This is a genomic window from Thalassospira lucentensis (genome assembly GCF_050516545.1).
Taxonomy (GTDB): Bacteria; Pseudomonadota; Alphaproteobacteria; order Rhodospirillales; family Thalassospiraceae; genus Thalassospira; species Thalassospira lucentensis_C.
This window is the reverse complement of sequence record NZ_CP191544.1, coordinates 1,516,299-1,540,699: the sequence shown is the minus strand read 5'-3', so window position 1 is coordinate 1,540,699 and position 24,401 is coordinate 1,516,299. Positions and strand designations below refer to the sequence as shown.

At 51.3% G+C, this 24,401-nt stretch carries 25 protein-coding genes and 1 riboswitch; of the genes, 6 read left to right on the top strand and 19 right to left on the bottom strand.

Going from position 1 to position 24,401, the window contains the following annotated elements; all coding sequences use genetic code 11:
• Window positions 1-254: 254 nt before the first annotated feature.
• The 4 genes from ACQ0MK_RS07130 to ACQ0MK_RS07115 form a co-directional block, all read right to left on the bottom strand.
• Window positions 255-446, bottom strand: a complete 192-nt coding sequence (locus ACQ0MK_RS07130) for a DUF6898 family protein (protein ID WP_430475442.1) — start codon at window positions 444-446, stop codon at window positions 255-257.
• Window positions 447-573: 127 nt separating this feature from the next.
• Window positions 574-1,464, bottom strand: coding sequence for a 3-hydroxyisobutyrate dehydrogenase (mmsB, locus tag ACQ0MK_RS07125; protein ID WP_430475441.1), 891 nt, complete (start codon window positions 1,462-1,464; stop codon window positions 574-576).
• 80 nt (window positions 1,465-1,544) lie between these two features.
• A complete protein-coding gene (locus tag ACQ0MK_RS07120; protein ID WP_430475440.1) occupies window positions 1,545-2,639 on the bottom strand; it encodes an enoyl-CoA hydratase/isomerase family protein in 1,095 nt (364 codons plus the stop codon).
• 4 nt (window positions 2,640-2,643) lie between these two features.
• Window positions 2,644-3,783, bottom strand: coding sequence for an acyl-CoA dehydrogenase family protein (locus tag ACQ0MK_RS07115; RefSeq protein ID WP_430475439.1), 1,140 nt, complete (start codon window positions 3,781-3,783; stop codon window positions 2,644-2,646).
• A 227-nt stretch (window positions 3,784-4,010) separates the two neighbouring features.
• Between ACQ0MK_RS07115 and ACQ0MK_RS07110 the strand changes: the two genes are divergently transcribed.
• The 4 genes from ACQ0MK_RS07110 (at window position 4,011) to hemB (ending at window position 8,505) form a co-directional block, all read left to right on the top strand.
• Window positions 4,011-5,297, top strand: coding sequence for an O-acetylhomoserine aminocarboxypropyltransferase/cysteine synthase family protein (locus ACQ0MK_RS07110; RefSeq protein ID WP_430475438.1), 1,287 nt, complete (start codon window positions 4,011-4,013; stop codon window positions 5,295-5,297).
• A gap of 134 nt (window positions 5,298-5,431) precedes the next feature.
• Entirely contained in the window at window positions 5,432-6,193 is a 762-nt protein-coding gene (locus ACQ0MK_RS07105; protein ID WP_430475437.1) for a DeoR/GlpR family DNA-binding transcription regulator, read from the top strand.
• 27 nt (window positions 6,194-6,220) lie between these two features.
• Entirely contained in the window at window positions 6,221-7,420 is a 1,200-nt protein-coding gene (locus ACQ0MK_RS07100) for an MFS transporter (protein WP_430475436.1), read from the top strand.
• A gap of 77 nt (window positions 7,421-7,497) precedes the next feature.
• On the top strand, window positions 7,498-8,505 hold the full coding sequence (gene hemB, locus ACQ0MK_RS07095; protein WP_430475435.1) for a porphobilinogen synthase: 1,008 nt from the start codon (window positions 7,498-7,500) through the stop codon (window positions 8,503-8,505).
• 284 nt (window positions 8,506-8,789) lie between these two features.
• Here hemB and ACQ0MK_RS07090 read toward each other — a convergent pair whose 3' ends face one another.
• From ACQ0MK_RS07090 to argS, 14 genes are all read right to left on the bottom strand, one after another.
• Window positions 8,790-9,761 (bottom strand): peptidoglycan DD-metalloendopeptidase family protein, encoded by a 972-nt coding sequence (locus ACQ0MK_RS07090; protein ID WP_430475434.1) that lies wholly within the window; start codon window positions 9,759-9,761, stop codon window positions 8,790-8,792.
• 167 nt (window positions 9,762-9,928) lie between these two features.
• The gene (locus ACQ0MK_RS07085) at window positions 9,929-10,582 is read right to left on the bottom strand and encodes a protein-L-isoaspartate(D-aspartate) O-methyltransferase (protein WP_350041577.1); all 654 of its coding nucleotides are present in this window, start codon (window positions 10,580-10,582) and stop codon (window positions 9,929-9,931) included.
• Window positions 10,579-11,346 (bottom strand): 5'/3'-nucleotidase SurE, encoded by a 768-nt coding sequence (gene surE / locus ACQ0MK_RS07080; RefSeq protein ID WP_430475433.1) that lies wholly within the window; start codon window positions 11,344-11,346, stop codon window positions 10,579-10,581. The genes ACQ0MK_RS07085 and surE overlap by 4 nt, the downstream gene beginning before the upstream one ends.
• 11 nt (window positions 11,347-11,357) lie before the next feature.
• Complete coding sequence (gene serS, locus ACQ0MK_RS07075) at window positions 11,358-12,632, bottom strand: serine--tRNA ligase (protein ID WP_430475432.1); 1,275 nt, start codon at window positions 12,630-12,632, stop codon at window positions 11,358-11,360.
• A gap of 99 nt (window positions 12,633-12,731) precedes the next feature.
• On the bottom strand, window positions 12,732-13,694 hold the full coding sequence (tatC, locus tag ACQ0MK_RS07070; protein WP_430475431.1) for a twin-arginine translocase subunit TatC: 963 nt from the start codon (window positions 13,692-13,694) through the stop codon (window positions 12,732-12,734).
• Between the two features lie 23 nt (window positions 13,695-13,717).
• Window positions 13,718-14,113: a Sec-independent protein translocase protein TatB gene (gene tatB / locus ACQ0MK_RS07065; protein WP_350162734.1), complete on the bottom strand. Its 396-nt coding sequence runs from the start codon at window positions 14,111-14,113 to the stop codon at window positions 13,718-13,720.
• Between the two features lie 35 nt (window positions 14,114-14,148).
• Complete coding sequence (gene tatA / locus ACQ0MK_RS07060; RefSeq protein WP_350041581.1) at window positions 14,149-14,382, bottom strand: twin-arginine translocase TatA/TatE family subunit; 234 nt, start codon at window positions 14,380-14,382, stop codon at window positions 14,149-14,151.
• Window positions 14,383-14,559: 177 nt separating this feature from the next.
• The gene (locus tag ACQ0MK_RS07055; RefSeq protein WP_430475430.1) at window positions 14,560-15,603 is read right to left on the bottom strand and encodes an ABC transporter ATP-binding protein; all 1,044 of its coding nucleotides are present in this window, start codon (window positions 15,601-15,603) and stop codon (window positions 14,560-14,562) included.
• A 130-nt stretch (window positions 15,604-15,733) separates the two neighbouring features.
• A complete protein-coding gene (gene scpB, locus ACQ0MK_RS07050) occupies window positions 15,734-16,558 on the bottom strand; it encodes an SMC-Scp complex subunit ScpB (protein WP_430475429.1) in 825 nt (274 codons plus the stop codon).
• Window positions 16,559-16,581: 23 nt separating this feature from the next.
• The gene (locus ACQ0MK_RS07045) at window positions 16,582-17,448 is read right to left on the bottom strand and encodes a segregation and condensation protein A (protein ID WP_430475428.1); all 867 of its coding nucleotides are present in this window, start codon (window positions 17,446-17,448) and stop codon (window positions 16,582-16,584) included.
• Between the two features lie 49 nt (window positions 17,449-17,497).
• Window positions 17,498-18,181, bottom strand: a complete 684-nt coding sequence (locus ACQ0MK_RS07040) for a site-2 protease family protein (protein ID WP_430475427.1) — start codon at window positions 18,179-18,181, stop codon at window positions 17,498-17,500.
• Entirely contained in the window at window positions 18,178-19,248 is a 1,071-nt protein-coding gene (gene nagZ, locus ACQ0MK_RS07035) for a beta-N-acetylhexosaminidase (protein ID WP_430475426.1), read from the bottom strand. Before nagZ ends, ACQ0MK_RS07040 begins: the two co-directional genes overlap by 4 nt.
• On the bottom strand, window positions 19,235-20,107 hold the full coding sequence (locus ACQ0MK_RS07030; RefSeq protein WP_430475425.1) for an SPOR domain-containing protein: 873 nt from the start codon (window positions 20,105-20,107) through the stop codon (window positions 19,235-19,237). Before ACQ0MK_RS07030 ends, nagZ begins: the two co-directional genes overlap by 14 nt.
• Before the next feature lie 3 nt (window positions 20,108-20,110).
• Entirely contained in the window at window positions 20,111-21,862 is a 1,752-nt protein-coding gene (gene argS / locus ACQ0MK_RS07025) for an arginine--tRNA ligase (protein WP_430475424.1), read from the bottom strand.
• A 239-nt stretch (window positions 21,863-22,101) separates the two neighbouring features.
• Here argS and erpA point away from each other — a divergent pair, with 239 nt between their 5' ends.
• Window positions 22,102-22,443 (top strand): iron-sulfur cluster insertion protein ErpA, encoded by a 342-nt coding sequence (gene erpA / locus ACQ0MK_RS07020; RefSeq protein WP_430475423.1) that lies wholly within the window; start codon window positions 22,102-22,104, stop codon window positions 22,441-22,443.
• A gap of 97 nt (window positions 22,444-22,540) precedes the next feature.
• Window positions 22,541-23,320 (top strand): exodeoxyribonuclease III, encoded by a 780-nt coding sequence (gene xth, locus ACQ0MK_RS07015; protein ID WP_430475422.1) that lies wholly within the window; start codon window positions 22,541-22,543, stop codon window positions 23,318-23,320.
• 94 nt (window positions 23,321-23,414) lie between these two features.
• Here the strand turns inward: xth and ribB are convergent, their stop codons facing one another.
• Window positions 23,415-24,083, bottom strand: a complete 669-nt coding sequence (gene ribB / locus ACQ0MK_RS07010; protein ID WP_430475421.1) for a 3,4-dihydroxy-2-butanone-4-phosphate synthase — start codon at window positions 24,081-24,083, stop codon at window positions 23,415-23,417.
• A gap of 134 nt (window positions 24,084-24,217) precedes the next feature.
• Window positions 24,218-24,368, bottom strand: a riboswitch (FMN riboswitch).
• Window positions 24,369-24,401 lie beyond the last annotated feature (33 nt).

Sequence of the window (24,401 nt, the reverse complement as noted above, 5' to 3'; positions counted from 1 at the left end):
CCCCAATTGCCCCCTTGCAAACCCGCGAATCCTCCGTCTTTTTGTTATCGGGTAAAACCCGTTGTTAACCTTCAGAAGCGACCATTCTATCTGTGGCACTTACTTCCAAAAGCGCGATTAGAGCGTAAACCTTAGACACATGTATTCAAAGGCTGCAAGTGGCTTTAGATTTTTAGTGAAAATCACCAAATCAGGTTTTGAAATTGGAATAAAACACTGATCGATGAAGTCACCCGCTCCTTATATTGTATACATTATCCTTTATTCAGAACGTATTCAAGCTTTTGTGCAGCGACCCGCTTTAGCTGTTCCGGATTCCTGCTGACCGGTCCTGCCACTGTCACTTCAACACCAGTCTTTCCGTCAATTGCCGTGCACCGTAGATAAGTGCCGACCTGACGAAGTTCAAAGTAAATCTCGGTTGGTGTGATATGTCGCGTAGCCATTGCTGCACTATGTTCCCTGGAAAAAATAAAGCACACCTATTTTGCGCCCATTTTCAAACAACGCAACACCTAACGAAAACGGGCCCGGCAAACCGGACCCGTCTGATTACTGTATCGACAAGATGAGCTACTTCTCGCCATCCAGCATTTTAACGATTGCCGAGAAGTCCATCCCGCCATTTCCACTGTTGGAATACAGCGCATAAAGGCTTTCAGCCAACGCCCCCATCGGGGTTGTCGCCCCGGATGCAGCCGATGCCTGCTGGGCTAATTTCAAATCCTTAAGCATCATATCCACCGCAAATCCCGGCTGATAATCGCGGTTGGCTGGCGATGTTGGCACGGGACCGGGGACCGGGCAATAACTGGTCAGCGACCAGCACTGACCGGATGCCTTAGATGAAATCTCAAACAGCTTTTGCGCATCAAGGCCAAGACGCTTGGCCAGCATAAAGGCCTCAGAGACCGCAATCATGCTGACACCCAGCACCATGTTATTACAGATCTTGGCCGCCTGCCCTGCACCGCTATCACCAGCATGAATAATATTGCTGCCCATCGCATCAAGGATCGGCTCTGCGCTGGCGAAATCGGCTTCTGAACCACCAACCATAAAGGTAAGTGTTCCGGCTGCCGCCCCCGCAGTCCCACCAGAAATCGGCGCATCCACCGCACCAAGGCCAGCAGCCCGTGCCAAATCAGCTGCCTTGCGGGCCGCATCCACCTCGATGGTCGAACTATCAATCAGAACCGTACCCGGTTTTGCATTGGCAATAATGCCATCAGGTCCATCATAAACGGACAATACATGCTTACCGGCCGGAAGAACCGTTACGACGAACTCAACATTCGATGCTGCATCCGCAACCGATGATGCTTTGCTTGCACCGGATTCCATCGCCTTTTCCACAGCATCGGCCGAAAGGTCAAACACCTTGACCGCATGACCGGCCTTCACAATATTGGCCGCCATCGGCCCGCCCATATTGCCCAGACCGATAAAACCGATATTCGCCATTTAAAGTCTCCTCTGATATCCCGCTTAAGGGTTTCTGTTTATTGTTGGTTCGTTACAGCCAGTTTCCGGCGCAGTGAATTCTAAAGACCAAGTTCTTTGTCCGCCGGAAGCAGTTCGAAATATTCGGCGACTTCGCGCGGGTCAACCTGCCCGATATCGCCATGCTGCCATTTCGGTGCGTGGTCCTTATCAATGATTACAGCCCGTACACCTTCAAATAGGTCAGGCTTGCACACCATGCGCTGGGACAGACGGAATTCCATATTCAATACATCGGCAAGAGACATTTCACGCCCCTGTCGAATTTGGTCGAAACTGACACAAAGGGCATTGGGCGACTTGCCGATCAGGATATCGCGCGTTTGCGACCCAAAACCGTCCCCTTCGCGCTCAAGTGCCTCAAATATTGCGACAACACTCTCACCCGCAAATGCGCGGTCGATCTCATCACGGATCGCTGCAAGCGGCGCGTCATCGAACGCCGTGGAATGCTGATCAAGGATGGATTCAACCACCGTTTCGGCATCCTGATCAAAAGGCGCATCGGCCAAGGCCGTTTTAAGAGCGTCGAGATCATCGCTTTTGACCCCATGGGTCGCAAGCCCGGCATAAAGGCAATCTGCCGCCTTGATCCGCGCACCGGTCAAACCAAGATACATGCCGATTTTACCGGGACAGCGCGGCAGGAAATAACCGCCACCGACATCGGGAAAGAACCCGATTCCGGTTTCAGGCATGGCAAACAAGGTCCGTTCGGTCACAACCTTGAACCGGCCATGGATTGAAACACCCACACCACCGCCCATGGTAATCCCGTCCATCAACGCGATATAGGGTTTCGGATATTTGGCGATGTAATGATTAAGGTGATACTCGCGCCGGTAAAACGCATCAAGCATCTCATCATCATCGACCTTGCGCGCATCATAAAGCCCGCGGATATCCCCACCCGCACAAAATGCCTTTTCACCGGCACCTTCAATGGTAACAATCTTGATCGACGGATCGGTTTCCCATGATATGAGCTGCGCCATCATCATATCGACCATGACCAGATCAAGAGCATTTAAGGCACGTGGCCGGTTCAAAACGATCCGCCCGACACCACCTTGCTGTGAAAACAGGACGGGTGATTCGTTGCCGGCATCACTTGGGTTGGTTTGATCGCTGCTCATAACTTTAGTCTTTCAGCGCTGCACGCGCGATAATCAGGCGCATGATTTCGTTAGTACCTTCAAGAATCTGGTGAACACGCAGGTCACGCAACAACCGTTCAATCGGATATTCCCGAATATAGCCATACCCGCCATGAAGCTGCAGCGCCTCGTTACAGACGTTAAAACCAGTATCGGTCGCAAACCGTTTGGCCATGGCGCAAAACTGCGTGGCATCATCGGTTTTATGATCAAGTTTCCATGCCCCTTTATGGAGCATCAAACGGGCAGCTTCGAGTTCGGTCACCATATCAGCGAATTTGAACTGCAATGCCTGAAACTGATCAAGGCTTTTGCCAAACTGTTTTCGCACCTTCATATGATCACGTGCATGTTCCATTGCCGCACGCGCGCCCCCGATGGAACAGGCCGCAATATTCAACCGTCCGCCATCAAGGCCCTTCATGGCGAATTTAAAGCCTTCGCCTTCTGCGCCTAAACGGTTGGCTACCGGAACCTTACAGTTAGTAAAAATAACGGCCGAAGTCGGCTGACTGTTCCAACCCATCTTTTCTTCAAGTTTGCCAAATGAAAGCCCTTCGGCATCCTTTGGCACAATGAATGTTGAAATCCCACCCGGGCTGTCATCGCCGGTGCGGGCCATCACAACATAAATATCACTGCGCGACCCACCGGAAATAAAGGCCTTTTCACCGTTCAGAACATAATGATCACCATCCAGAACAGCACGGGTACGAAGCGACCCGGCATCGGACCCTGCCCCCGGCTCGGTCAGGCAATAGCTGGCGAAATGTTCCATGACCACAAGCTTTGGCAGGAAGTTGGCACGTTGATCGTCTGATCCAAACGTATCAATCATCCAGCATGCCATATTATGGATCGAGATATAGGCAGCCGTGGATGGACAGGCGGCGGCCAGTTCTTCGAAAATCACCGCCGCATCAAGGCGCCCCAATCCGGTCCCGCCAAATTCTTCGCCTGTATAGATCGCAGCGAATCCCAGCTCAGCCGACTTACGCAAAGTTTCTTCGGGAAAGATGTGCTTTGCATCCCATTCCCCGGCATGCGGTGCCATTTCGTTCTGGGCAAAATCGCGCGCAGCTTGGGCAAATGCCTGCTGATCTTCAGACAGGTTGAATTCCATTGGATCGCCGCCTCTGATGTTTATCTATTTTCCCTTTACGTAAACGTGAAAACACCTCTTTGTCAATTCATTCGGTATAACAGTACCGAATTATCACAATAATCAACGAGCCCTCGATTTACGCGGAATGATACATCTTATTTTCGCCAAATGTTTCTTGCTGTTTCCCCATACCTGCGCTTACCTTTTGCCGTCAGGAAAAATCACAAATCAGGGAAACAGAAATCATGTCGTCCACCAAACCGGAAACCATTGTCCTACACGCAGGATACCGCGCTGATCCAACAACTGGATCGGTTGCCGTGCCGCTTTATCAAACCACCAGCTATCAGTTCCGCGACACCCAGCACGCAGCCGATTTGTTTGCGTTGAAGGAACTTGGCAACATCTATACCCGCCTGATGAACCCGACCAATGATGTGCTTGAACAGCGCGTCGCTGCCCTTGATGGTGGTGCCGCAGCAGTTGCACTTGGATCGGGACAAGCAGCATCGACCTTTGCAATCCTGAATATCGCGCAGGCAGGCGACAACATTGTCAGTTCGACCGACCTTTACGGCGGTACGTGGAACCTGTTTGCCAATACCTTTAAGCAAATGGGGATCGAGGTCCGCTTTGCCGATCCATCAGACCCGGAAAACTTCCGACGTCTGAGTGATGATAAAACCCGCGCCTTTTATGCCGAAACGCTGCCCAATCCGAAATTGCAGGTTTTCCCGATCCGTGAAGTTGCCAATATTGGCGATGAGCTTGGCATTCCATTGATCATTGATAACACCGCAGCCCCCGTGATCTGCAAACCGATCGAACATGGTGCCAGCATTGTCATGTATTCAACCACCAAATTTATTGCTGGGCATGGAACGTCGGTCGGCGGGATCGTGGTTGATTCTGGCAAATTTGATTGGGAAAAGCACGCCAAACGCTTCCCGCTTTTAAATGAACCGGACCCAAGCTATCACGGTGCTGTCTGGACACAGGCTGTTAAACCAATCGGCCCTGTTGCCTATGCGATCAAGCTTCGTTGCACGATCTTGCGCGATATTGGTGCCGCCGCCTCGCCGTTTAATTCTTTCCAAACCATTCAAGGCATGGAAACCCTGCCGCTTCGGATGGAACGTCATTGCGAGAATGCCAATAAAGTCGCTGATTTCTTGGCCGCCCACCCCAAAGTCACCAAAGTCATCCACCCAAGCAAGCAAGATGGCGAAAGCCGCCACCGTGCGGACACCTATCTTAAGGGTGGTTATGGATCACTGATGGGCTTTGAACTGGCAGGCGGCAAAGACGCGGGTGAGACATTCATCAATGCGCTGGAGCTGTTTTATCACGTTGCCAATATCGGTGATACGCGATCCCTTGCCATCCATCCGGCAACCACGACCCATAGTCAGCTTTCCGAAGCAGACCGTCTGTCATCGGGGGTCACGGATGGGTATGTCCGACTGTCAATCGGGATTGAGCATATCGACGACATTCTGGCGGACCTGACACAGGCACTTGATAAAGCCTGATCACTCAACGCCTTTGTGATCTTTAACTAACCGGTGGGACCAATGTCCCGCCGGTTTTTTATTGACGGCAGCCCTTAAACCGACATAAACATTTCCGGCAAAACATGCATAACGTGCAAAACAGGCAATGACATATGTCGAGCGTCACCACACGACAGGATGAAATCCTAAAACAATTGCGAAGCCACGGCACGGTTCATATCCATGACCTTGCCGCCCTTTTCCATGCATCGCTTGATACAATACGGCGCGATCTGCGTCAGATGGAAGATGATGGCCATTTGCGCCGCATTCATGGGGGTGCACTTCTTCCGAACAAAGCTTCAGAAACATACGAAGAACGCGCCCGTGAACTTCAGCCTGAACGTATTTCAATTTCCCAAAAAACCGCGCGTGATCTTATCCCCGATGACGCCGTTATGTTCTTTGACAGCGGCACCACCATTTGTGAAGTTGCCCGACAGCTTAAACCGTCCTTTCGTGGCACGGTCATTACAGTCAATCCAATGATTGCAGTCGTGCTTGCCAATCACCCCAATGCCGAAGTCATCATGCTTGGCGGGTCGATGCTCAAAAACGACATGGCGGTTTGTGGCCCAACCACAATTGATGAAATCCGCAAATACAATGCCGATATTCTTCTTTTAGGCACATGCGCGCTGCATCCCGAAACCGGCCTTTCAACCAGCAACCCGCAAGAACGCGCATCAAAGGCCGCGATGATCGCACAATCAGCTGAAATCATTGCGGTGACCACAGCGGATAAACTTGAAACCAGCCTGCCCTATCGGGTGTGTGACATTGACGCCATTTCACATCTTGTCACCGGACGGAAACTTTCGGCGGGCTACCTTGCCAATTATTCCGAACGCGGGATCAACATCATTCTGGCGTAGCCCCACACGCTGCGGAGCATCTTTTACATGCAAACCTATTCCATTGCCCACAACCGGGTCCGCGCCATCTTTTTCCTGCATGGCGCAGCCTTTTCAAGCTGGGTGCCTCATATCCCGCTGGTACAAGAACGGCTTGAACTTGGTCATAATGATCTAGGCGGCATTTTACTGGCTGCTGCGATTGGTGTTCTGGCCGTCATGCCAATTGCCGGACGACTTTCCGATCGCTTTGGCAGTGAACGCGTGGTGCGCTATTCGGGCCTCGCCTATTTCATTGCCGTGGGCCTACCCGCCTTCATGCCGAGTTACCTTAGTATTTCGTTTGCGATGTTTGCCCTTGGCTTTTCCGGCGCCTTCCTTGATGTCGCCATGAATACCAATGGACTGAATGTGGAACGCGCCAAGGGGCGCAGCATTATGTCGGGCCTTCACGGATTCTGGAGTCTGGGGGGCTTTGCCGGGGCCGGGTTTGCCGCCTTGTGGTTTGCCCTGCCGATTGGCATTGAATATCACCTGCCCACTGTTTTAGCCTTATTCCTTGCTTTGCACATCATTGCCCAGGCAGGCTTATTGCCCGATGGCGCGGTAAACAAAACGGCTGCTGAAGGAAAACCTGATCCCCAAGCAACGCACTCCCAACCGAAAACCAAAGAACGTTCGATGTTCCTTGTTCTCCTGCCGTTTGGTGTTTGTGCCTTTATCGGTCAATTTGGCGAAGGTGTTATCACTGATTGGGCCACGGTCTTTATGAATAGCGAACTGTCATCAGGCGCAACCATGGCCGCCATTGGGTTTGCCATCTATTCTTGTGCAATGGCGGTTACCCGGCTTTCGGGTGATGCGCTTGTTACTAAATTTGGTCGTGCGCCGGTCTTGCTGACAAGTTCCGTTTTGGCATCCGTTGGGACATTTATCATCGCCCTTGCCCCGCATTACATCATCGCATGGATTGGCTGTGGTATTGCCGGAATGGGGCTGGCTGTTATCTTGCCGTTATTGCTGTCTGCCGCCTCCAAAGCCACCGGCAAAGCTGGCGGAAGTGTTGTATCGATCATCGCAGCGACCGGGTATTCGGCCATCATGGCCGGACCACCAATCATTGGTGCTATCGGTGAGGTGACGGGCCTTGTCACGGCCTTTGCCCTGACGGCCAGCCTTCTTGGCATGATCATCCCGGTTTATCTGTTAACCATGCGTCATCGCTTACAAATTGCTGGCAATGGTTGATCGCGGACGCAAACTATCCCATAAATTGCTTTGCCCACCCTGCACGCGATGCAGCCTCACAAAACAGAGAACAGATCATGGCCAATAAATTCACCTATGGCACATTTCCCAATACCCGCCAGCGCCGTAACCGCATGTCCGATTGGTCACGCCGCATGGTCGCGGAAACCCGATTGACTGCCCATGATCTGATTTTACCGGTCTTTGTCATTGATGGCACCAATCAGCGCACCCCGATCCCGTCCATGCCCGACGTCGAACGCCAGTCAGTTGACGTTTTGGTCGAAACCGCCAAACATGCTGAAAAACTTGGCATCCCGGCCCTTGCGCTGTTTCCCTATATCGAGGCCAACCTCAAAACCAAGGATGCGCGCGAAGCATATAACCCAGACAACATCGTCTGCCGCGCGACCAAGGCGATCAAGGATGCCTGCCCCAATATCGGTGTCATTACCGATGTCGCGCTTGATCCGTTCAATTCAGATGGTCAGGACGGCATTGTGGTTGACGGTCAGATCCTCAATGATGAAACCACCGAAGCATTGGTGCGTCAGGCGCTGGTACAAGCCAAAGCTGGCTGTGACGTGGTTGCACCATCAGACATGATGGATGGCCGCATCGGGGCGATCCGCAAAGCGCTGGAAGGTGAAAGCCTTAAGAACGTGCAGATCATGTCTTATTCGGCGAAATATGCTTCATCCTTCTATGGCCCGTTCCGCGATGCGATTGGTTCGGCCAGCGCACTGGGCAAAGCGGATAAGAAAACATATCAGCTTGACCCGGCCAACAGCGATGAAGCCATGCGTGAAGTCGCCTATGACCTGGAAGAAGGTGCTGATTCCGTCATTGTAAAACCGGGCCTTCCATATCTTGACGTCTTGTATCGCGTCCGTCAGGAATTTGGCGTTCCGGTCTTTGCCTATCAAGTATCGGGTGAATACGCGATGCTGCGCGCTGCGGGTGCCAATGGCTGGCTTGATTATCTTGGCTGCGCGATTGAAACCCTGTCTTGCTTTAAACGTGCAGGTGCTTCTGGTATTTTAACCTATAGCGCCATTGAAGTCGCCGAAGCCATCGAAGGCTAATCCGCACTTTAACGACCAAAGTCAACGGATGAAAAAAGGACCTCGAAATGAGGCCCAAGAGCGCGGATTTTTGATTCAATTGGACATGCTGAAAAAAAGTATCCCATCAGAAAGAGTTGGAGACGGTGACACTGTCATCTCTGGTACCGTCCAATCATTTGCGACGCAAGATCGACGTGGCGATTGATTTCAGTTTCATCCATGTTCGGGGGCAGATTTGTATTGTGCAAATAACGGATGCCCGGCACATAATCCGATGATGTTATTGAAGATCCTGTTTTTCGTTAGCGGGAAACCATGACACTTGGCAGATATTGCATCGGATCTGATGATTTTCGGCCCCGGCGCACTTCGAAATGAAGTTGCGGGAACGTCACAGCGCCAGTGGTCCCGACACTTGAGATTCGTTGCCCCCGCGTCACAACATCACCACGTGCCACCAACGGGTTCTCTGTATGGGCATAGGCCGTTACGTAGTTATCGGCATGCTTGATCAGGATCAGATTACCAAAGCCGCGCAGCTCATTGCCGACATATGTCACGACGCCGTTTTCGGACGCCAGAATCGGACTACCACGGTTGGCCTGAATATTGATCCCGTCATTAAACAGACCGCCTGTACTTGCCCCGTATTTTAGAACGACCTTCCCCTGCACTGGCCAGATAAAGCCTTTACGGTTGGCTGGTTCGGCGATCACGACATCTTTGCGTACAGAGCTTCCCTGACCAGCAATCGGTGTATCGCTATTACTGCTTGCCACTTGCCACGTTCGTTCTGATGCCATTTCACGGGCCGCAACTGCTGCGTAATCTTGTGGCTTGATGCCTGGTGTTGGAATATTACCGCCACCTGATGGCGCGACACGGGTTGCTTGCGCCACTGTGCGATTCAATGGTGATGCTTCAGGTTCTTTGATTGGAACACTAACGACCTGTCGTTTACCGCCAATTGTGACTGTTTTCGTCTGCGAACTCGATCTGTTTGACGCCACAGCCATCGGAGCGGAGCTGTCATAATCTGCAGACCACGGTGGCAGGACCAATCGTTGTCCCGGATAAATCACATAAGGTTTGTGAAGATCGTTGCGCGATGTGAACTGCGCAAAATCCATTTTGTAACGCGACGTAAGTTCTGAAACAGTATCGCCCGGCTCAACGGTAATGACCCGTTCGCCGTTTTTCAGTTTCGGCATGCTATAGGGGCTATAGCTTGCACCATCGCCATAGACGACTGGAACTGGGACAGAATTTAGCAAACAGCCGCTCAGCACTGCGCTTGTCGTACAGACAAGCAGCAGAGTCTTTCCGCGTTGAACAACCCGTTTGACACAATTTTCCATCATGATCGCGATTGTCGACGATCAGCGGTTAACAATCGGTAAGCATCTGCTGGAAAAAGAACAAGTTCACGGATGGAATTTTACTAGAATTCTTCGGTGCCCGGCAGCATCGGAACAAATCTTACCGGCATCAATTCGGTAACCTCTACACCACTTGGTGTGCGCAGGACGCGCAGTAGAAGTTGCGTATGCGATACCTCGCCGACCGGTACAACCATGATCCCGCCAACGGCCAATTGATCAACCAGAACAGGCGGAACATCCTGAGCGGCAGCCGTTACAATAATCCGGTCAAAAGGTGCCTGCGCTTTCCAGCCAAGTCCACCATCCGCATGCAGGGTAGAAATGGTATGAAGACCAAGTTCACGGAACTTTTCTTCGGCTTCGCGTAAAAGCGGTTTGTGACGTTCAAGCGTATAAACACGGCGCGCAAGCTTCGCTAGTATGGCAGCCTGATAGCCGGACCCCGTCCCGACTTCAAGAACCTTCATCCGATCATTAAGCTCAAGTGCCTGCGTCATCAAGGCAACAATGTAAGGTTGCGAAATCGTCTGACCCTTGCTGATGGGCAAGGCGACATTTTCCCAGGCACGCTCAACAAACGGTTCCGCAACAAAGGATTCCCGTGGGATGTCAGCCAGTGCGCTTAAAACCGTTTCGTCATGAATTCCATCGTGGCGAAGCGTCTGAAGCAAATCAGCTATTTTTGTTTCACGCGTAATGACCGGATCGTTCACGGAAATGCTTTCGTCAGTTTGTCATATGTTTCGTAATGGGTGAAATCCAGACTGATTGGGGTCACGGAAATGTTGCCTTGTTCAATGACACGCAAATCCGCATTTGGATCTTCTGGCAGTTCTGACAGAATCTCCCCGACCCAGTAATAAGGTTCCCCACGTGGATCAAGACGTTCAGCAATATGATCACCGATCTTACGTTGCCCCTGGGTCGCAATTTGAACGCGTGCACCACAACGGGCTTCTTGTTCCGGGAAGTTTACATTAATCAGAACACCCTTGGGCCAACTGGTTTTAACCAAGGTGGCGACAACGTCGGTCAGGTGTTTTTCCGCAACAGTCCAGTCAATCATTTCACCAGAAAAATACTGGGAAAAGGCAATGGCCGGTACATCTAGCAATGTCGCTTCCATTGCGGCTGCGATAGTACCGGAATACGTGACATCTTCGCCAAGGTTCCCACCCCGGTTAATCCCGGACAGAACAATATCGGGCGGGGTTTCACGCATCACCTGTTGCAGGCTCAAAAGCACGCAATCGGTTGGAGTCCCATCAACGGCATAATGACGTTCATCGCGCTTGTGGATGCGCAACGGGCGGCGCAGGGTCAATGAATGCCCTGCACCGCTTTGTTCCATAGAAGGCGCTATGACCCACACATCGTCGGAAAATTCCCGCGCAAGCCGTTCAAGCAGCTTAATCCCTGGCGCATCAATGCCGTCATCATTGCTGATCAGGATACGTGCGTTGGTCAGATCAATCATGCCGTCATGCCTTAACGCGCTGAGATAACGTCAAGCCCACCCATATAGGGTTTGAGCACATCAGGAACCCGGATCGAACCATCAGCCTGCTGATAGTTTTCCATGACTGCAATCAAGCAGCGCCCAACTGCAAGCCCTGAACCGTTCAACGTGTGAACAAACTGGGTCTTTTTGTCACCGGTTGCGCGGTAGCGTGCATTCATGCGGCGGGCCTGGAAATCGCGGGTATTCGAGCAAGAAGAAATTTCGCGGTACTTGCCCTGCCCCGGCAACCAAACCTCGATGTCATAGGTTTTGCACGCCGAGAACCCAATATCCCCAGTACACAGAATAACCGTCCGGTATGGAAGCCCAAGGCGTTCGAGGACCGTTTCAGCACAGCGGGTCTTGCGGGTCAGTTCTTCGTCAGATTTCTCTGCCTCAACCACTGACACCATCTCAACCTTTGAGAATTGGTGTTGACGGATCATGCCACGGGTATCGCGCCCGGCAGAACCGGCTTCAGATCGGAAACACTGGGTCAGCGCGGTATAGCGCAGCGGCAGTTTGGCCTGATCAATGATATCGCCAGCCACCTGATTGGTCAGGGTGACTTCCGATGTCGGGATCAGCCAGTAATCATTGGTGGTTTTAAACGAATCTTCGGCAAATTTCGGCAATTGACCGGTGCCAAACATCGCATCGTCACGCACCAACATAGGGGTGGTGGTTTCTTCATAGCCATGTTCATTGGTGTGAAGGTCAATCATGAACTGTGACAGAGCACGTTCAAGTTTGGCCAATCCGCCCCGCAGAATGACAAACCGCGAACCCGACAGCTTTGCTGCGGTTTCGAAATCCATCATGCCAAGTTTTTCACCGATCTCGAAATGTTCTATCGGCTGAAAATCGTATTCACCCGGTGTACCCCAGCGATTGACTTCAACGTTATCATCTTCGTCTGCGCCGATCGGAACTTCCGCATCGAGAACATTCGGGAATGATGACAACAACAGATCAAGCTGCTCATTCAGGCTTGCCTGCCCGTCTTCTGCTTCTTTGATCTTGTCCTTTAGAGTGCCCATTTCGGCCATAAGGTCATCAGCATTTTCGCCATTTTTGCGAAGCTTACCAATTTCACCGGAAATCGTTTTGCGGCGTGCCAGCATTTCCTGATGTTCGGTCATCAGTTTGCGGCGCTCAACGTCGATATTCATCAGACGTTCTGCAGTGATTTCCTGTTTGCGCGCAGCCATTGCTGCGTCAAAAGCCTCGGGATTGTCCCGAATCCATTTAATGTCGTGCATCGAACAGCACCCTGTCAGTCAACTATTTGTGGCTTTATACGACGGGGCGGACACAAGGTCCACCCCGCCAAATCGGACGTTTTCGGTCAAGATTTTCAATTAACGAGCGTTATTGAAATCATCCTCACCGTCATCGTTTCGCGAAGGTCCGGACAAACGCGGAGAACCATCATCTTCGGATGATCTGGTCAAGGAAGTCAGACCGTCATCATAGGATGCAGCAGCAGCTCCTTGCTCATCAACGGCATCATCTGATGTTGCGACAGCAGTTTCAGACGACGTTTCCGCATTATCACTGTCATCTTCATCCTCGTCGTCGCCCTCTTCGGCTTCACGCTTGGCGCGTTTGCGTTCAGAGAACCGCGCCATGATGATGGAGATTTCATAAAGGATAATAATCGGAATACCCAAACCAACCTGAGAAATCAGATCAGGTGGTGTTAAAACCGCTGCAAACACAAAGGCAATCACAACAGCATATTTACGACGCTTGGCTAAGCTATCTGCTGTAACGATGCCTGCACGCGCCATGAGTGTCAGCAAGACTGGCAGCTGGAAACAAAGCCCAAAAGCAAAAATCAGCTTCATCACCAAAGACAGGTATTCCCCGACCTTGGCTTCAAGCTGAATCGCAAGATTTGATGCGCCACCTGCCTGTTCGAAACTCAGGAAGAATTTCCAGGCCAATGGCATGATCAGGTAATAAACCAGCGCCCCGCCCATAAGGAACAAGACCGGGGTCGCGAACAAGAACGGCATGAATGCCGAACGTTCGTTCTTATAAAGACCTGGTGCGACAAATGCCCAGAACTGCCCCAGAAACACGGGAGCAGAGACAAAAAGTGCAGCAAAGAACGATACTTTGACATAGGTGAAGAACACTTCGGTCAAAGCCGTATAGATCATGCGCCGGTCCGGACCCATGATATCTGCCAGTGGCCGCACGAGGAAACCATAGATATCCTCGACGAAATAATAGCAGACAGCAAAAGTGATAAAGAGTGCCAGAACTGCCCAGGTCAGGCGATTTCTCAGCTCTATCAGATGCTCCATAATGGGCATCTGTCTGTCATGCGCTTGCATGTTCACGCCTGGCTCTCCGGGTGGTCATTCTTTTTGCTCTCGCCAGCGGACGGTTTGGCAGCAGTTTTTTCAGCCGGGCTTTTATCTTCAGATGGTTTATCTGAAACAGCCTTGCTGCTCTTTTCCTTTGCCTTGTCGTCGCTTTTGGTAGAGCCGATATTTTTCTCTACAAAGTCAGTTGCACTGGTCGGAGCACTGGTGACCTGTTTGCGCAAGTCATCCAGTTCAGCTTCACGAATGATGTCATCAATGCCGCTTTGGAATTCGCGCGCCATTCCGCGCACTTTTTTCCAGTACCCAGCTAACTTGTACAGAAGATGCGGTAACTCTTTGGGGCCGACGACAAACAACGCGACGACGGCCACAAGAGCCATTTCGGTCCAGCCGATATCAAACATATGACTCGCCTATCTGAAGGAAACCCGACAGACGATCAGGATTTCACGGAATCCTTGTCTTTGCTCTCGGAAGAAACCGATGCAGAGGTCGTGTTTTCGATGGTCTTGGCCGAAGCGGCTACATCTTCTTCTTCTTTTTCATTAATGCCGGCTTTGAAGCTCTTGATTCCTTTACCCATATCACCCATCACTTTCGGCAATTTACCTGCGCCAAAGATGATCAGGACAATCGCAAGAATCAGAACGATTTGCCAAACGCCAATACCCATAACTTCAATCTCCAAAGATCCATTCTGCCTTCCGGCGTTATGCTCGGATAATGGCAGAAAGCCCCCCACTGTGCAATGCGACGGAAGGATTAAAAACCCGCACTGCCGCACACTTGTAATTCACCTGTGATTTGGCAGTCTGTTTTCCCTTTTAACGATTGGGAACAGTTTGCCGCGTCAGGACATAGGAAACACGAAGGTCATCTCAGGATCAAGCGTTATAGCGACAGAGTTCTGATTTAATGTCGAAAAGCGCCGTGGAACGCGGGCATGGATGTGTCCGCCCTTCTGCAACGTCAAATGCATCAGGTTGACTTCCCCCAAAACCCGAACCGCATCAACATTTGCCAAAATATCATGGCCATTCACCGCATCACCAACATGAAGGCCCTCTGGACGGATCAAAACATCAACATCAGTGCCATCATCATATTCGACGTTTGTGATTTCGCCGACGGGTGTGGAAATCGTGCCGTTGGAGACTTTTGCAGAGAAATGATTCACTTCGCCAAAGAAGGAGGCAACAAATCGGTTATCGGGATGAAAATACAGCTCTTCAGGTGTCCCATCCTGCATAATCGCACCTTCATTCATGATAATGATCCGGTCTGCCATATACATGGCTTCTTGTGGATCATGGGTCACCATGACGGTTGCTATGCCGGCGTTTTTTAGAACATGCAGGGTTGTGTCACGAAGATCCGCCCGCCTTGCAACGTCAAGTCCGGAAAACGGTTCATCCAGCAACATGATACGTGGTGTCGCTGCCAAGGCCCGCGCCAACGCGATGCGCTGTTGCTGACCACCTGAAAGTTCATGCGGAAAGGCATTGAGATAGTCGGCCATGCCAACTTGCGCCAAAGCCTTCTTTATGGCTTCAGAACGTTCACTTTCGGAAAAATGCCGCAAGCCGAAACCAATATTCTTGGCAACGTTTAGATGTGGAAACAGGGCATAATCCTGAAAGACCATGCCGACACCGCGTTTTTCCGGCTCGACATATTCGCCCGGTCGCGCAACGACCTGATCGCTGACAGTAATTTCCCCGACCTGCAATTGCTCAAGCCCGGCAGCCAAGCGAAGGGCGGTCGTTTTACCACATCCCGAAGGCCCCAACAAACACACCAGTTCCCCTGGAGCGACATCGAAGCTTACCTCGTGCAATACCCGATTATCACCGAACATATGCGAGACATTCGACATCTTAAGGCCGTCGGTCATCCAAATTCTCTTTTAACTGCAGTTGTCGCGCACTCAGAAGTGCAAATGATTAGCGAAATCTTTCGTAGAACTTAAGGTCCCGAACCTTTGGATGCAAGAAGATGGATCAATCTACCCCTCAAATCCTTCATCAGTCACGCGTCGGGTCATCTTCCGGTTCTCTGATGAAATCGTCATCGGAATCTGCATCCAGATCCGTCTCGATCTCTCGTTCGCCTTCATCCATCAGATTGGGATTGTCTGAATAGATCGTTTCATCAAGGTCTTCGAGATTTCGCGTCGTAAGCGCCTCTTCGACAACGGCATCGGCAACTTCGCCATCATCAACCAGATCCGGCAATGCATCATCATCCGAATTAGCCCCATAGCGGCCCATACCCGGCCGACTATCAAGCAACCCGGCGGCTTTCAGATCCGCAAGCCCCGGAAGGTCGTCACGATTTTCCAAACCGAAATGATCAAGAAAGTCATCGGTCGTCGCCCAAAGAACCGGACGTCCGGGCACACGTTTGCGACCACGCGGACGTATCCATTTGGCTTCAAGCAGAATATCAAGTGTGCCTTTAGACAGGGCAACCCCACGGATTTCTTCGACCTCGGAACGGGTGACCGGCTCGTGATAAGCAATGATCGCAAGTGTTTCCAACGTCGCACGCGTCATTTTCTTGGCTTTTTCAACCTCGATATGAAGGTCGCCCGCCAAATCGGTTGCGGTTCTAAACGCCCACTTTTCGCCAACCCGTTTAAGATTAACGCCACGTGGTGCATAGGTTTTGGCAATATCGTTCAGAATTGCCGAAACATCAGTGCCCTCGGGCAAGCGTGCCGCAATAACCCGTTCACTAACCGGTTCTGCTGATGCAAACAACACAGCTTCCACGACACGGATATGCTGAAAATCAATTTCAGGTCCCGTATCAACGCCTTCGATTTCAAACTGCGCGTCTTCGCTCATCACTTATACCCTGCCCCTCATTATCAGTCCCATGCTGGATCTGCCGGATTGGGACGGGGCAAATCCCCTTCGCGTGGCTTTTGCGGTGATCGCAACAAAATAGGACCAAAGGTTTCTTCTTGTGAAATTTCAAGTTCGCCATCACGGCACATCTCAAGACTTGCTACGAAATGAGCCGCCAACGCAGAACGTGCCTTAAGCGGTGTGCCCAAGCCATGCGGCATGAATTCAAGGAGCTTCGTCCAGGTCGGAACAAGCCGCCGACCGAAAAGATCACGCAACCTTTGGATCGCATCATCCATGGCGTAAAGATCAAATGCCTCGATCTCCAAGGTCTTGCTTTCAGAGGTCAGCATGATCTGCGCATAAGCTTTTAAAAGATCATACAGCGAAGCATCGTAAACCGAGGCCGTTGTCACACGTATTTCTTCTGGTGCGCCGCGTGCAAAGAATTCCCGCCCCAAATTTGGCCGTTCAAGTAACTTTTCACCTGCTGCTTTCATCGCCTCAAGACGTTTAAGCTGGAAAGCAAGAAGTTCGGCCATTTCTTCAGCGCTGAGTTCATCTTCATCACTTGCCTGTTTGGGCAGCAGCAATCGTGATTTCAGATAGGCAAGCCATGCGGCCATGACCAAATAGTCGGCCGCAAGTTCAAGGCGAAGGCCCTGTGCTGAGTTGATAAATTTAAGATATTGCTCGGCCAGATCAAGAATCGAAATCTTGATGATATCGACCTTCTGGTCACGTGCCAGTTCAAGCAGAACATCAAGCGGGCCTTCAAACCCGTCCAGATCAAGGATCAGCCGTTCAGCAAGACTCGGTCCTTCGTCATCGACCGGCTTTTTGTCGAACACCTCGTCCGGAATTTCCAACTCGAACTGGTCTGCCATCTGTCCTCGACTGTTCCCCAGACTGATCCATTTTTTGACGTCCTAGCAATCAGGCAAAGATATTTGCCAGAAATCTTACCAGTGCGTTGGCGGGTTCAAGAACCAGCCACTGAAAGATCGGCAAGTCTATTCCAAGTTTCGCCGTTACATAAGGCAGGAGAAAAACCAGACCAATCAAAACAATCATGCCGGTTTTTTCCATACGCGCCAAGACCCGCGCCACCGGAAGTGGCGAAATTGCTGTCAAAACACGTCCGCCATCCAACGGTGGGATCGGCAGCATGTTAAATACTGCCAGAATGCAGTTCAACCAAATCGACTGGTTCAACATTGTCCCCAGCCAGTCATTGACGGCAGGTGAAAAACTCGGCAGCCAAACCAGAAGCAGGATCGAGACAATCGCAAGCAACACATTCGTTGCAGGCCCGGCAACAGCAACCCCGATAATGCCAAGACGCTGTGGATGAAGGCGATGGAATGCCACAGGAACCGGTTTCGCATAGCCAAACAGGAAGGGTGCGGCTGTAACCAACAGCAATCCGGGGATCAACACCGTCCCGACCGGATCAATATGACGGATCGGGTTAAGACTTAAACGGCCCATACGCTGAGCGGTATCATCACCAAACAATTTTGCAGCAAAACCATGGGCTGCTTCATGCAAAGTGACGGCAAGCAATACCGGAATGATCCAGGTTGATGCCGAAATGATCAGGTCAATAGCGTCGTTCACTTGGCGGTATCCTCAGCCTTCCAGACCGACGCCAACAAGTCCGCAAGGCGCATCCGCCAGTCGGTTAGCTGTGATGCCGACGGCGTATCTGTTTTAAAACTGGCAATCTGGTTGGTGAAAGCTTGCGCGCGCGAAAGTGCATTGCCGCTAAGAATCGGCGTCATGGAAACAACTTCTTCCATCTCTGTACGCTTGCCATTGCAATGAAGTGCTACGTCACAGCCTGCCTGCAGGCATTCATGGGTACGGCTGGCGATGGAGCCGCCCAATGCTTCCATCGACAAGTCATCACTGATCAAAAGATTTTCAAACCCGATCTCGCCACGGATCACATCATTGATAATGGTTGGCGAAACAGTGCCGGGCCGTTGATCATCAATTGCGGTAAAGAGCAAATGAGCCGACATTGCCGCCAAGACATCTTTCATCTGCATGAATGGTGCAAAATCAAGCCGGGTTAGATCTGCATGTGATGCCGACACCACGGGAAGGTCTTTGTGACTGTCGACAGATGCACGGCCATGCCCTGGAATATGTTTAATGACTGGCGCAATGCCGCCATCAAGTAAACCAGCAGCAACCGCACTCGCCAACATCACCACTTTACCGACATCCGCACCATAAGAACGGTCACCCACCACGTCACTCATGCCCGGGAAACGTAGATCAAGAACAGGCGCACAGGCTGTGTTAAACCCTGCATCGCGTAAATCCATCGCCATCAGGCGTGCATTAATGTAGGCCGCCTCACGGGCGTCGTCGGGCTTTGTATCGAACAGGTCGCCAAAGACACCGGCAGCAGGAATTTTACGCCAATGTGGTGGCTTCAGACGCATGACACGCCCACCTTCCTGATCGACAAAAATCGGGATGTTGATGTTGCCGACAACGTCACGCAATGATTTGGTCAGGGCACGGACCTGATTGCGATCTTCGACATTGCGCGCAAACAGGATGAAACCGTAAGGAGTAGCTTCCCGAAAGAACCCCTTTTCCCAATTGCTTAGTTCCGTACCGCCAACGCCCAAAATACAGGCGCGCGGTTTATTGACTTCAAGGCCGGACAATGAGGCACCCCACATTGCGTTGTTTCAAATCAGCGCACAGCTTTTCCGCCGCAGTTGCATTGGCCAAGGGTCCAGCTTGCAAACGATAATAGACCCCCTTGTCTTCAAGCTCAGTGCGCTGCACGAACATCTGAAGACTACCAAGTAAGTCTTTGTTTTTCGACGACAATCTTTTCCATTCCACCGATGCACCAGTTTCTTCGCGAACAGATGCCAACTGAATACGAAAATCACCTGTTGATACGGCAGCGGTACTGGTTTGCGGGGCACTTGGTTTGGCAGTTTTGGTTTCCGCCGTCCGCTGTTCGGCAGCAACAACGGCCTTTTGCGCATCAGTTAATGCTGGTGTGGCAATTTCTGGCGCTTTAACAGCGGCACTCTCGTCCACAGGAGCATTTTCTGCTTCAGCCACCGTTTCGGCCTCATCTACCATTTCGGATTCTGCTGACTCCGCCGCCGGCTCTTCGACAACCGGTGTCGCCTTTTTCGTCGGGGCAACTTCTGGTGCGCGTGGCATGTCTGGCAACTCCTGCAGCACCACATTTGCATCTGGATCAACATCGCTTAGCTGATCATAGACCGTAGTGTTGCGGTGAGGAACTTCCATCCCGCCCGGATCTTCTGGTCTGATTTTGATGGGAGAAGGATCAGGAAGAAGAATTGGTAACTTACCATCATCCTGAATAGGTTGCCCTTGATTGTAGAACCAATACCCTGCCCCACCAAGTCCGCCAGCAACCACGGCAATCCCGAAGAACACGGTAACAATTCCCTTCATCATACTTTTCCGCGCAGGCGGCTCCGCCGGATAGTGATCGGCACGTTGCGCATGAAGGTCATGACCGTGTTCTTCGTTCATATTTTACATCTCCTCGACAGGCTTTACGCCAAGCACATCAAGACCCGACGCAATCACAATCGCAACTGCCCGAATCATCGCTAAACGCGCCAGAGTCGCTGCAAGATCATCGGCAACGATGAAGCGCAGCGATGTGTTGTCGCGTCCTTTGTTCCACAATGCATGGAATTCTGCGGCAATTTCTGTCAGGAAAAAGGCAATACGATGGGGCTCATGCGCAACAGCTGCCTGCTCCACAATGCGGGGCCATTCCGCCATGCGCCGCACAAGAAGTTTTTCTTCTTCGGTCGATAGCTGAGACAAATCAGCACCGCGAAGTGTTTCCTCAGAGAAATCCTGCCCCGGAAAAGCTTCGCCAGCCTGACGGAACACCGAATTAACACGCGCATTCGCGTACTGAACGTAAAAGACCGGGTTATCTTTGGACTGTTCAGTGACCTTGGCAAAATCAAATTCAAGTGCTGCATCGTTTTTACGGGTCAACATGATGAAGCGCACAACATCTTTGCCAACACGTTCAACAACGTCACGCAGAGTAACGAATGTTCCGGCACGCTTGGACATTTTGACCGGTTCGCCATTGTCAAACAGGCTGACAAGCTGACACAGTTTAACGTCCAGATCACCTTCACCCTTGGTGATTGCCTTGGTCGCAGCTTTCATCCGTTTGACGTAACCACCGTGATCGGCACCGAAGATATCGATCATCAGATTAAAGCCACGTTCATACTTATCGAAGTGATAGGCAATGTCGGATGCAAAATAGGTCCAGGTGCCGTCAGATTTTTTCAGCGGACGGTCAACGTCATCACCAAAATCGGTCGCGCGGAAAAGAGTCTGTGGGCGCGGTTCCCAATCGTCCGGTGTTTTACCTTTTGGCGGCTCAAGAACACCGACATAAATGTCGCCCTTTTTCTCAAGATGCTCAAAGGCAGATTGAACTTTACCGGCTTTGACCAACCCGTCTTCAGATGTAAACACGTCATGGGAAACACCCAGCATGCGAAGGTCTTCCTTGATGAGCGCCATCATTTCAACGATGGCAAAACCACGGAATTCTTCAAGCCATGCTTCTTCACCGGCATTTACCCATTTATCGCCATCGCGCTCGGCCAACTTCTTTGCTGGCGCGACCAGATAATCACCGGGATAAAGCCCCTGCGGGATGTCACCAATATTTTCGCCAAGTGCTTCGCGGTAACGCATATGAAGGGAGCGCGCCAGAACATCAACCTGCGCACCAGCATCATTGGTGTAATATTCTTTGGTAACGACATAGCCTGCTTTGGCAAGCAGGTTAGCCAAAACATCACCAACAACTGCTCCACGGCAGTGCCCCACATGCATCGGACCGGTCGGGTTGGCCGAAACATATTCGACGTTGATCTTTTCGCCCTTACCAAGGTTGCTATTGCCATAGTCCATGCCAACTTCAAGCACTTGGGCAACTTGTGACAACCAGAACTGATCCGCCATCCGCAAATTGATAAAACCAGGGCCGGCAATTTCAACATTTTCGATGTGATCAAGCAGTCGCAGTTTTTCAGCCAGTTTTTCAGCCAAATCACGCGGCTTCATGCCAGCGGACTTGGACAAAAGCATCGCGGCATTGGTTGCGGCATCCCCATGTGACGGGTCGCGTGGCGGTTCTACCGTTACACGTGCTGTGTCGGTTCCAGATGGGAGAACTCCATCTTTCTCAAGGGCGAGAAGCTGATTCTCAATGTCGCTTTTCAACAGGCTGAAAACATTCATGACTTTGAACTTTGCATTTTTTGGTTTTGGCCCCAAGGACCATTTGACTGGGGCTTGTTTTGAGCCATTTCGGCCCAAAACGCAAGTCACCCTTGGCAAAGCTGATTACAGGTTTTGACATTTCAGCCATGCACGCTAAATAGTGACTTAAATACTACGATCTTGCCGTGCTATCATACGGACAAGAATCGGAACTATCCCTGCCAGTTATCCGGTGGGTGAAGATCAAGGAGTGTTGAATGACCGAAGCTTCACGGCAAGTCCAAATGACTGAAAGTGCCGCGAAACGTATTCAGGAACTGATCGCAAGCGAAGGTGCTGCGAACACGATGCTGCGTTTGCAGGTTTCTGGCGGCGGCTGCAGTGGATTTCAGTATGAGTTCTCACTAGATACGGGCACCACCAGCGAAGATTGTATCTTCGAAAACCATGGTGCGAAAATGGTAATTGATGAAGTGTCGCTTGATCTTTTGGGCGGTGCCGAAATTGATTTCGTTCGTGAATTGGTGGGTTCTGCGTTTCGTGTGAATAACCCGAATGCAACATCGTCTTGTGGATGTGGATCGAGTTTCTCAGTTTGATCCAAATCGGAAAAACGATTTATAAAACGGGGTCCGTTATTTTCGGACCCCGTTTTGTTTGACCAGAACACCCTGACCCGCAAGAATCGAGGAACGAATGAAAATCGCCACTTGGAACGTCAACTCGATCAAGGCCCGTTTGCCCAATATTCTTGAATGGTTGCAAGAGGCGAAACCAGATGTCGTCCTGTTGCAGGAAACCAAAACGGTTGACGACGCCTTCCCGGCGATGGAGATCGAGGATCTTGGCTATAACATCACGATCCATGGACAAAAGACCTATAACGGTGTCGCGATTTTCTCGAAATATCCGATTGAAGATGTCGAACGCGGCCTTCCCGGAAATGACGAGGACGAACAGGCCCGTTATATCGAAGCCACCATCTCCTCACCCAACCCGGTCCGTGTAGCATCTATATATGTCCCTATGGGAACCGCCATTGGTGACGAAAAGTTTTACTACAAACTGAACTTCCTCGACCGTCTGATTACCCGATTTGAAAAAATTCAGGCCAGTGGCGAAGCAGCAGTGATGGGCGGCGATTACAACATCGCGCCAGATGACTCAGATGTCTACGATCCTGCCAAGCTACACGAGACGGTTTTGTGTTCGACAACAGAACGCAAACGCCTGCGAACCATGATGAATATGGGATATACGGATGCGTTCCGTACTTTTAACCCGAAAGGCCACCAATATAGCTGGTGGGATTACCGGGCCGGTGCGTGGAACAAGGATAATGGCCTTCGGATTGACCATCTTCTTTTGACCCCTGCAGCTGCCGATCGGCTAAGCGCTTCTGACATTGACCGCGACCCACGCGGCAAGGAAAAGGCATCTGATCACACGCCAGTGTGGTGCATGATTGACGATTAAAGACGTCAATACCACCAGGTTGATCTGATAAAACGACAAAGGGCCGCGCAAATTTTGCCGGCCCTTTGTTTATAAGAAATTCAGATCGTGAACGTTACTCAGCAGCCTGCTGAAGCGCACAACGATAAGCGACAATATCATCGATGCTGATCACGACCATGTCGTGTTTCTGGGCATAGACAACCAATTCTGGAAGTCGCGCCATGGTGCCATCGGGATTGGTCACTTCGCACAAAACGCCTGCCGGCTTAAAGCCAGCCAAACGCATCAGATCCACCGTTCCCTCTGTATGGCCGCGACGTTCAAGAACGCCACCAGACCGCGCACGCAACGGAAACACATGACCTGGACGCGCCAAGTCAGATGGCTTTACATCATCGGCAATTGCCGCTTTAACCGTGGTCACACGGTCAGCGGCGGAAACACCTGTGGTGACACCGACTTTGGCCTCAATCGTGACGGTAAAGCCCGTTCCCATGCTTGACGTGTTGTCTGCGACCATTGGTGGCAGATCAAGTGCTGTGGCTTTTTCGTCCGTCAGGCACAAACATACAATACCGCTACAATCGCGGATAAGCATGGCCATCTGTTCATTGGTCAGGTTTTCTGCGGAAAATATAAGATCGCCTTCGTTTTCGCGATCTTCATCGTCGACAACCAAAACACCTTTTCCTTCGCGCAAATCTGCCAATGCACGTTCCATACGTGCATGCGGATCGCCAAAGACCGAAAGGTCTGATTGTGGTTCGATACTCTGATTCATAACCGTCCTCTTCGGATGGGGCTTACGAACCAGGGCAAACAAAGAAAGGCCCGCCTTGTGACAAACAGGTCACAATACGGTCACAGGCAGACGGCTTTGCAATCACGCAAACGCGTTCATGTTCTTCCGTCACGCTTTATCCTCTCCCATCCGGACTATTACCGTCGGCTCCGGAATTTAACCGGATCTGCTGACCCCATTGATCTTACGATCAACGGGCGCTCGCGGGCTTTCCAAAACTGGATTACCGCCGGTAGGGATTTGCACCCTGCCCTGAGAATAAGCGCCGTGTTTCAACGACAAAGCTGATCACAATTG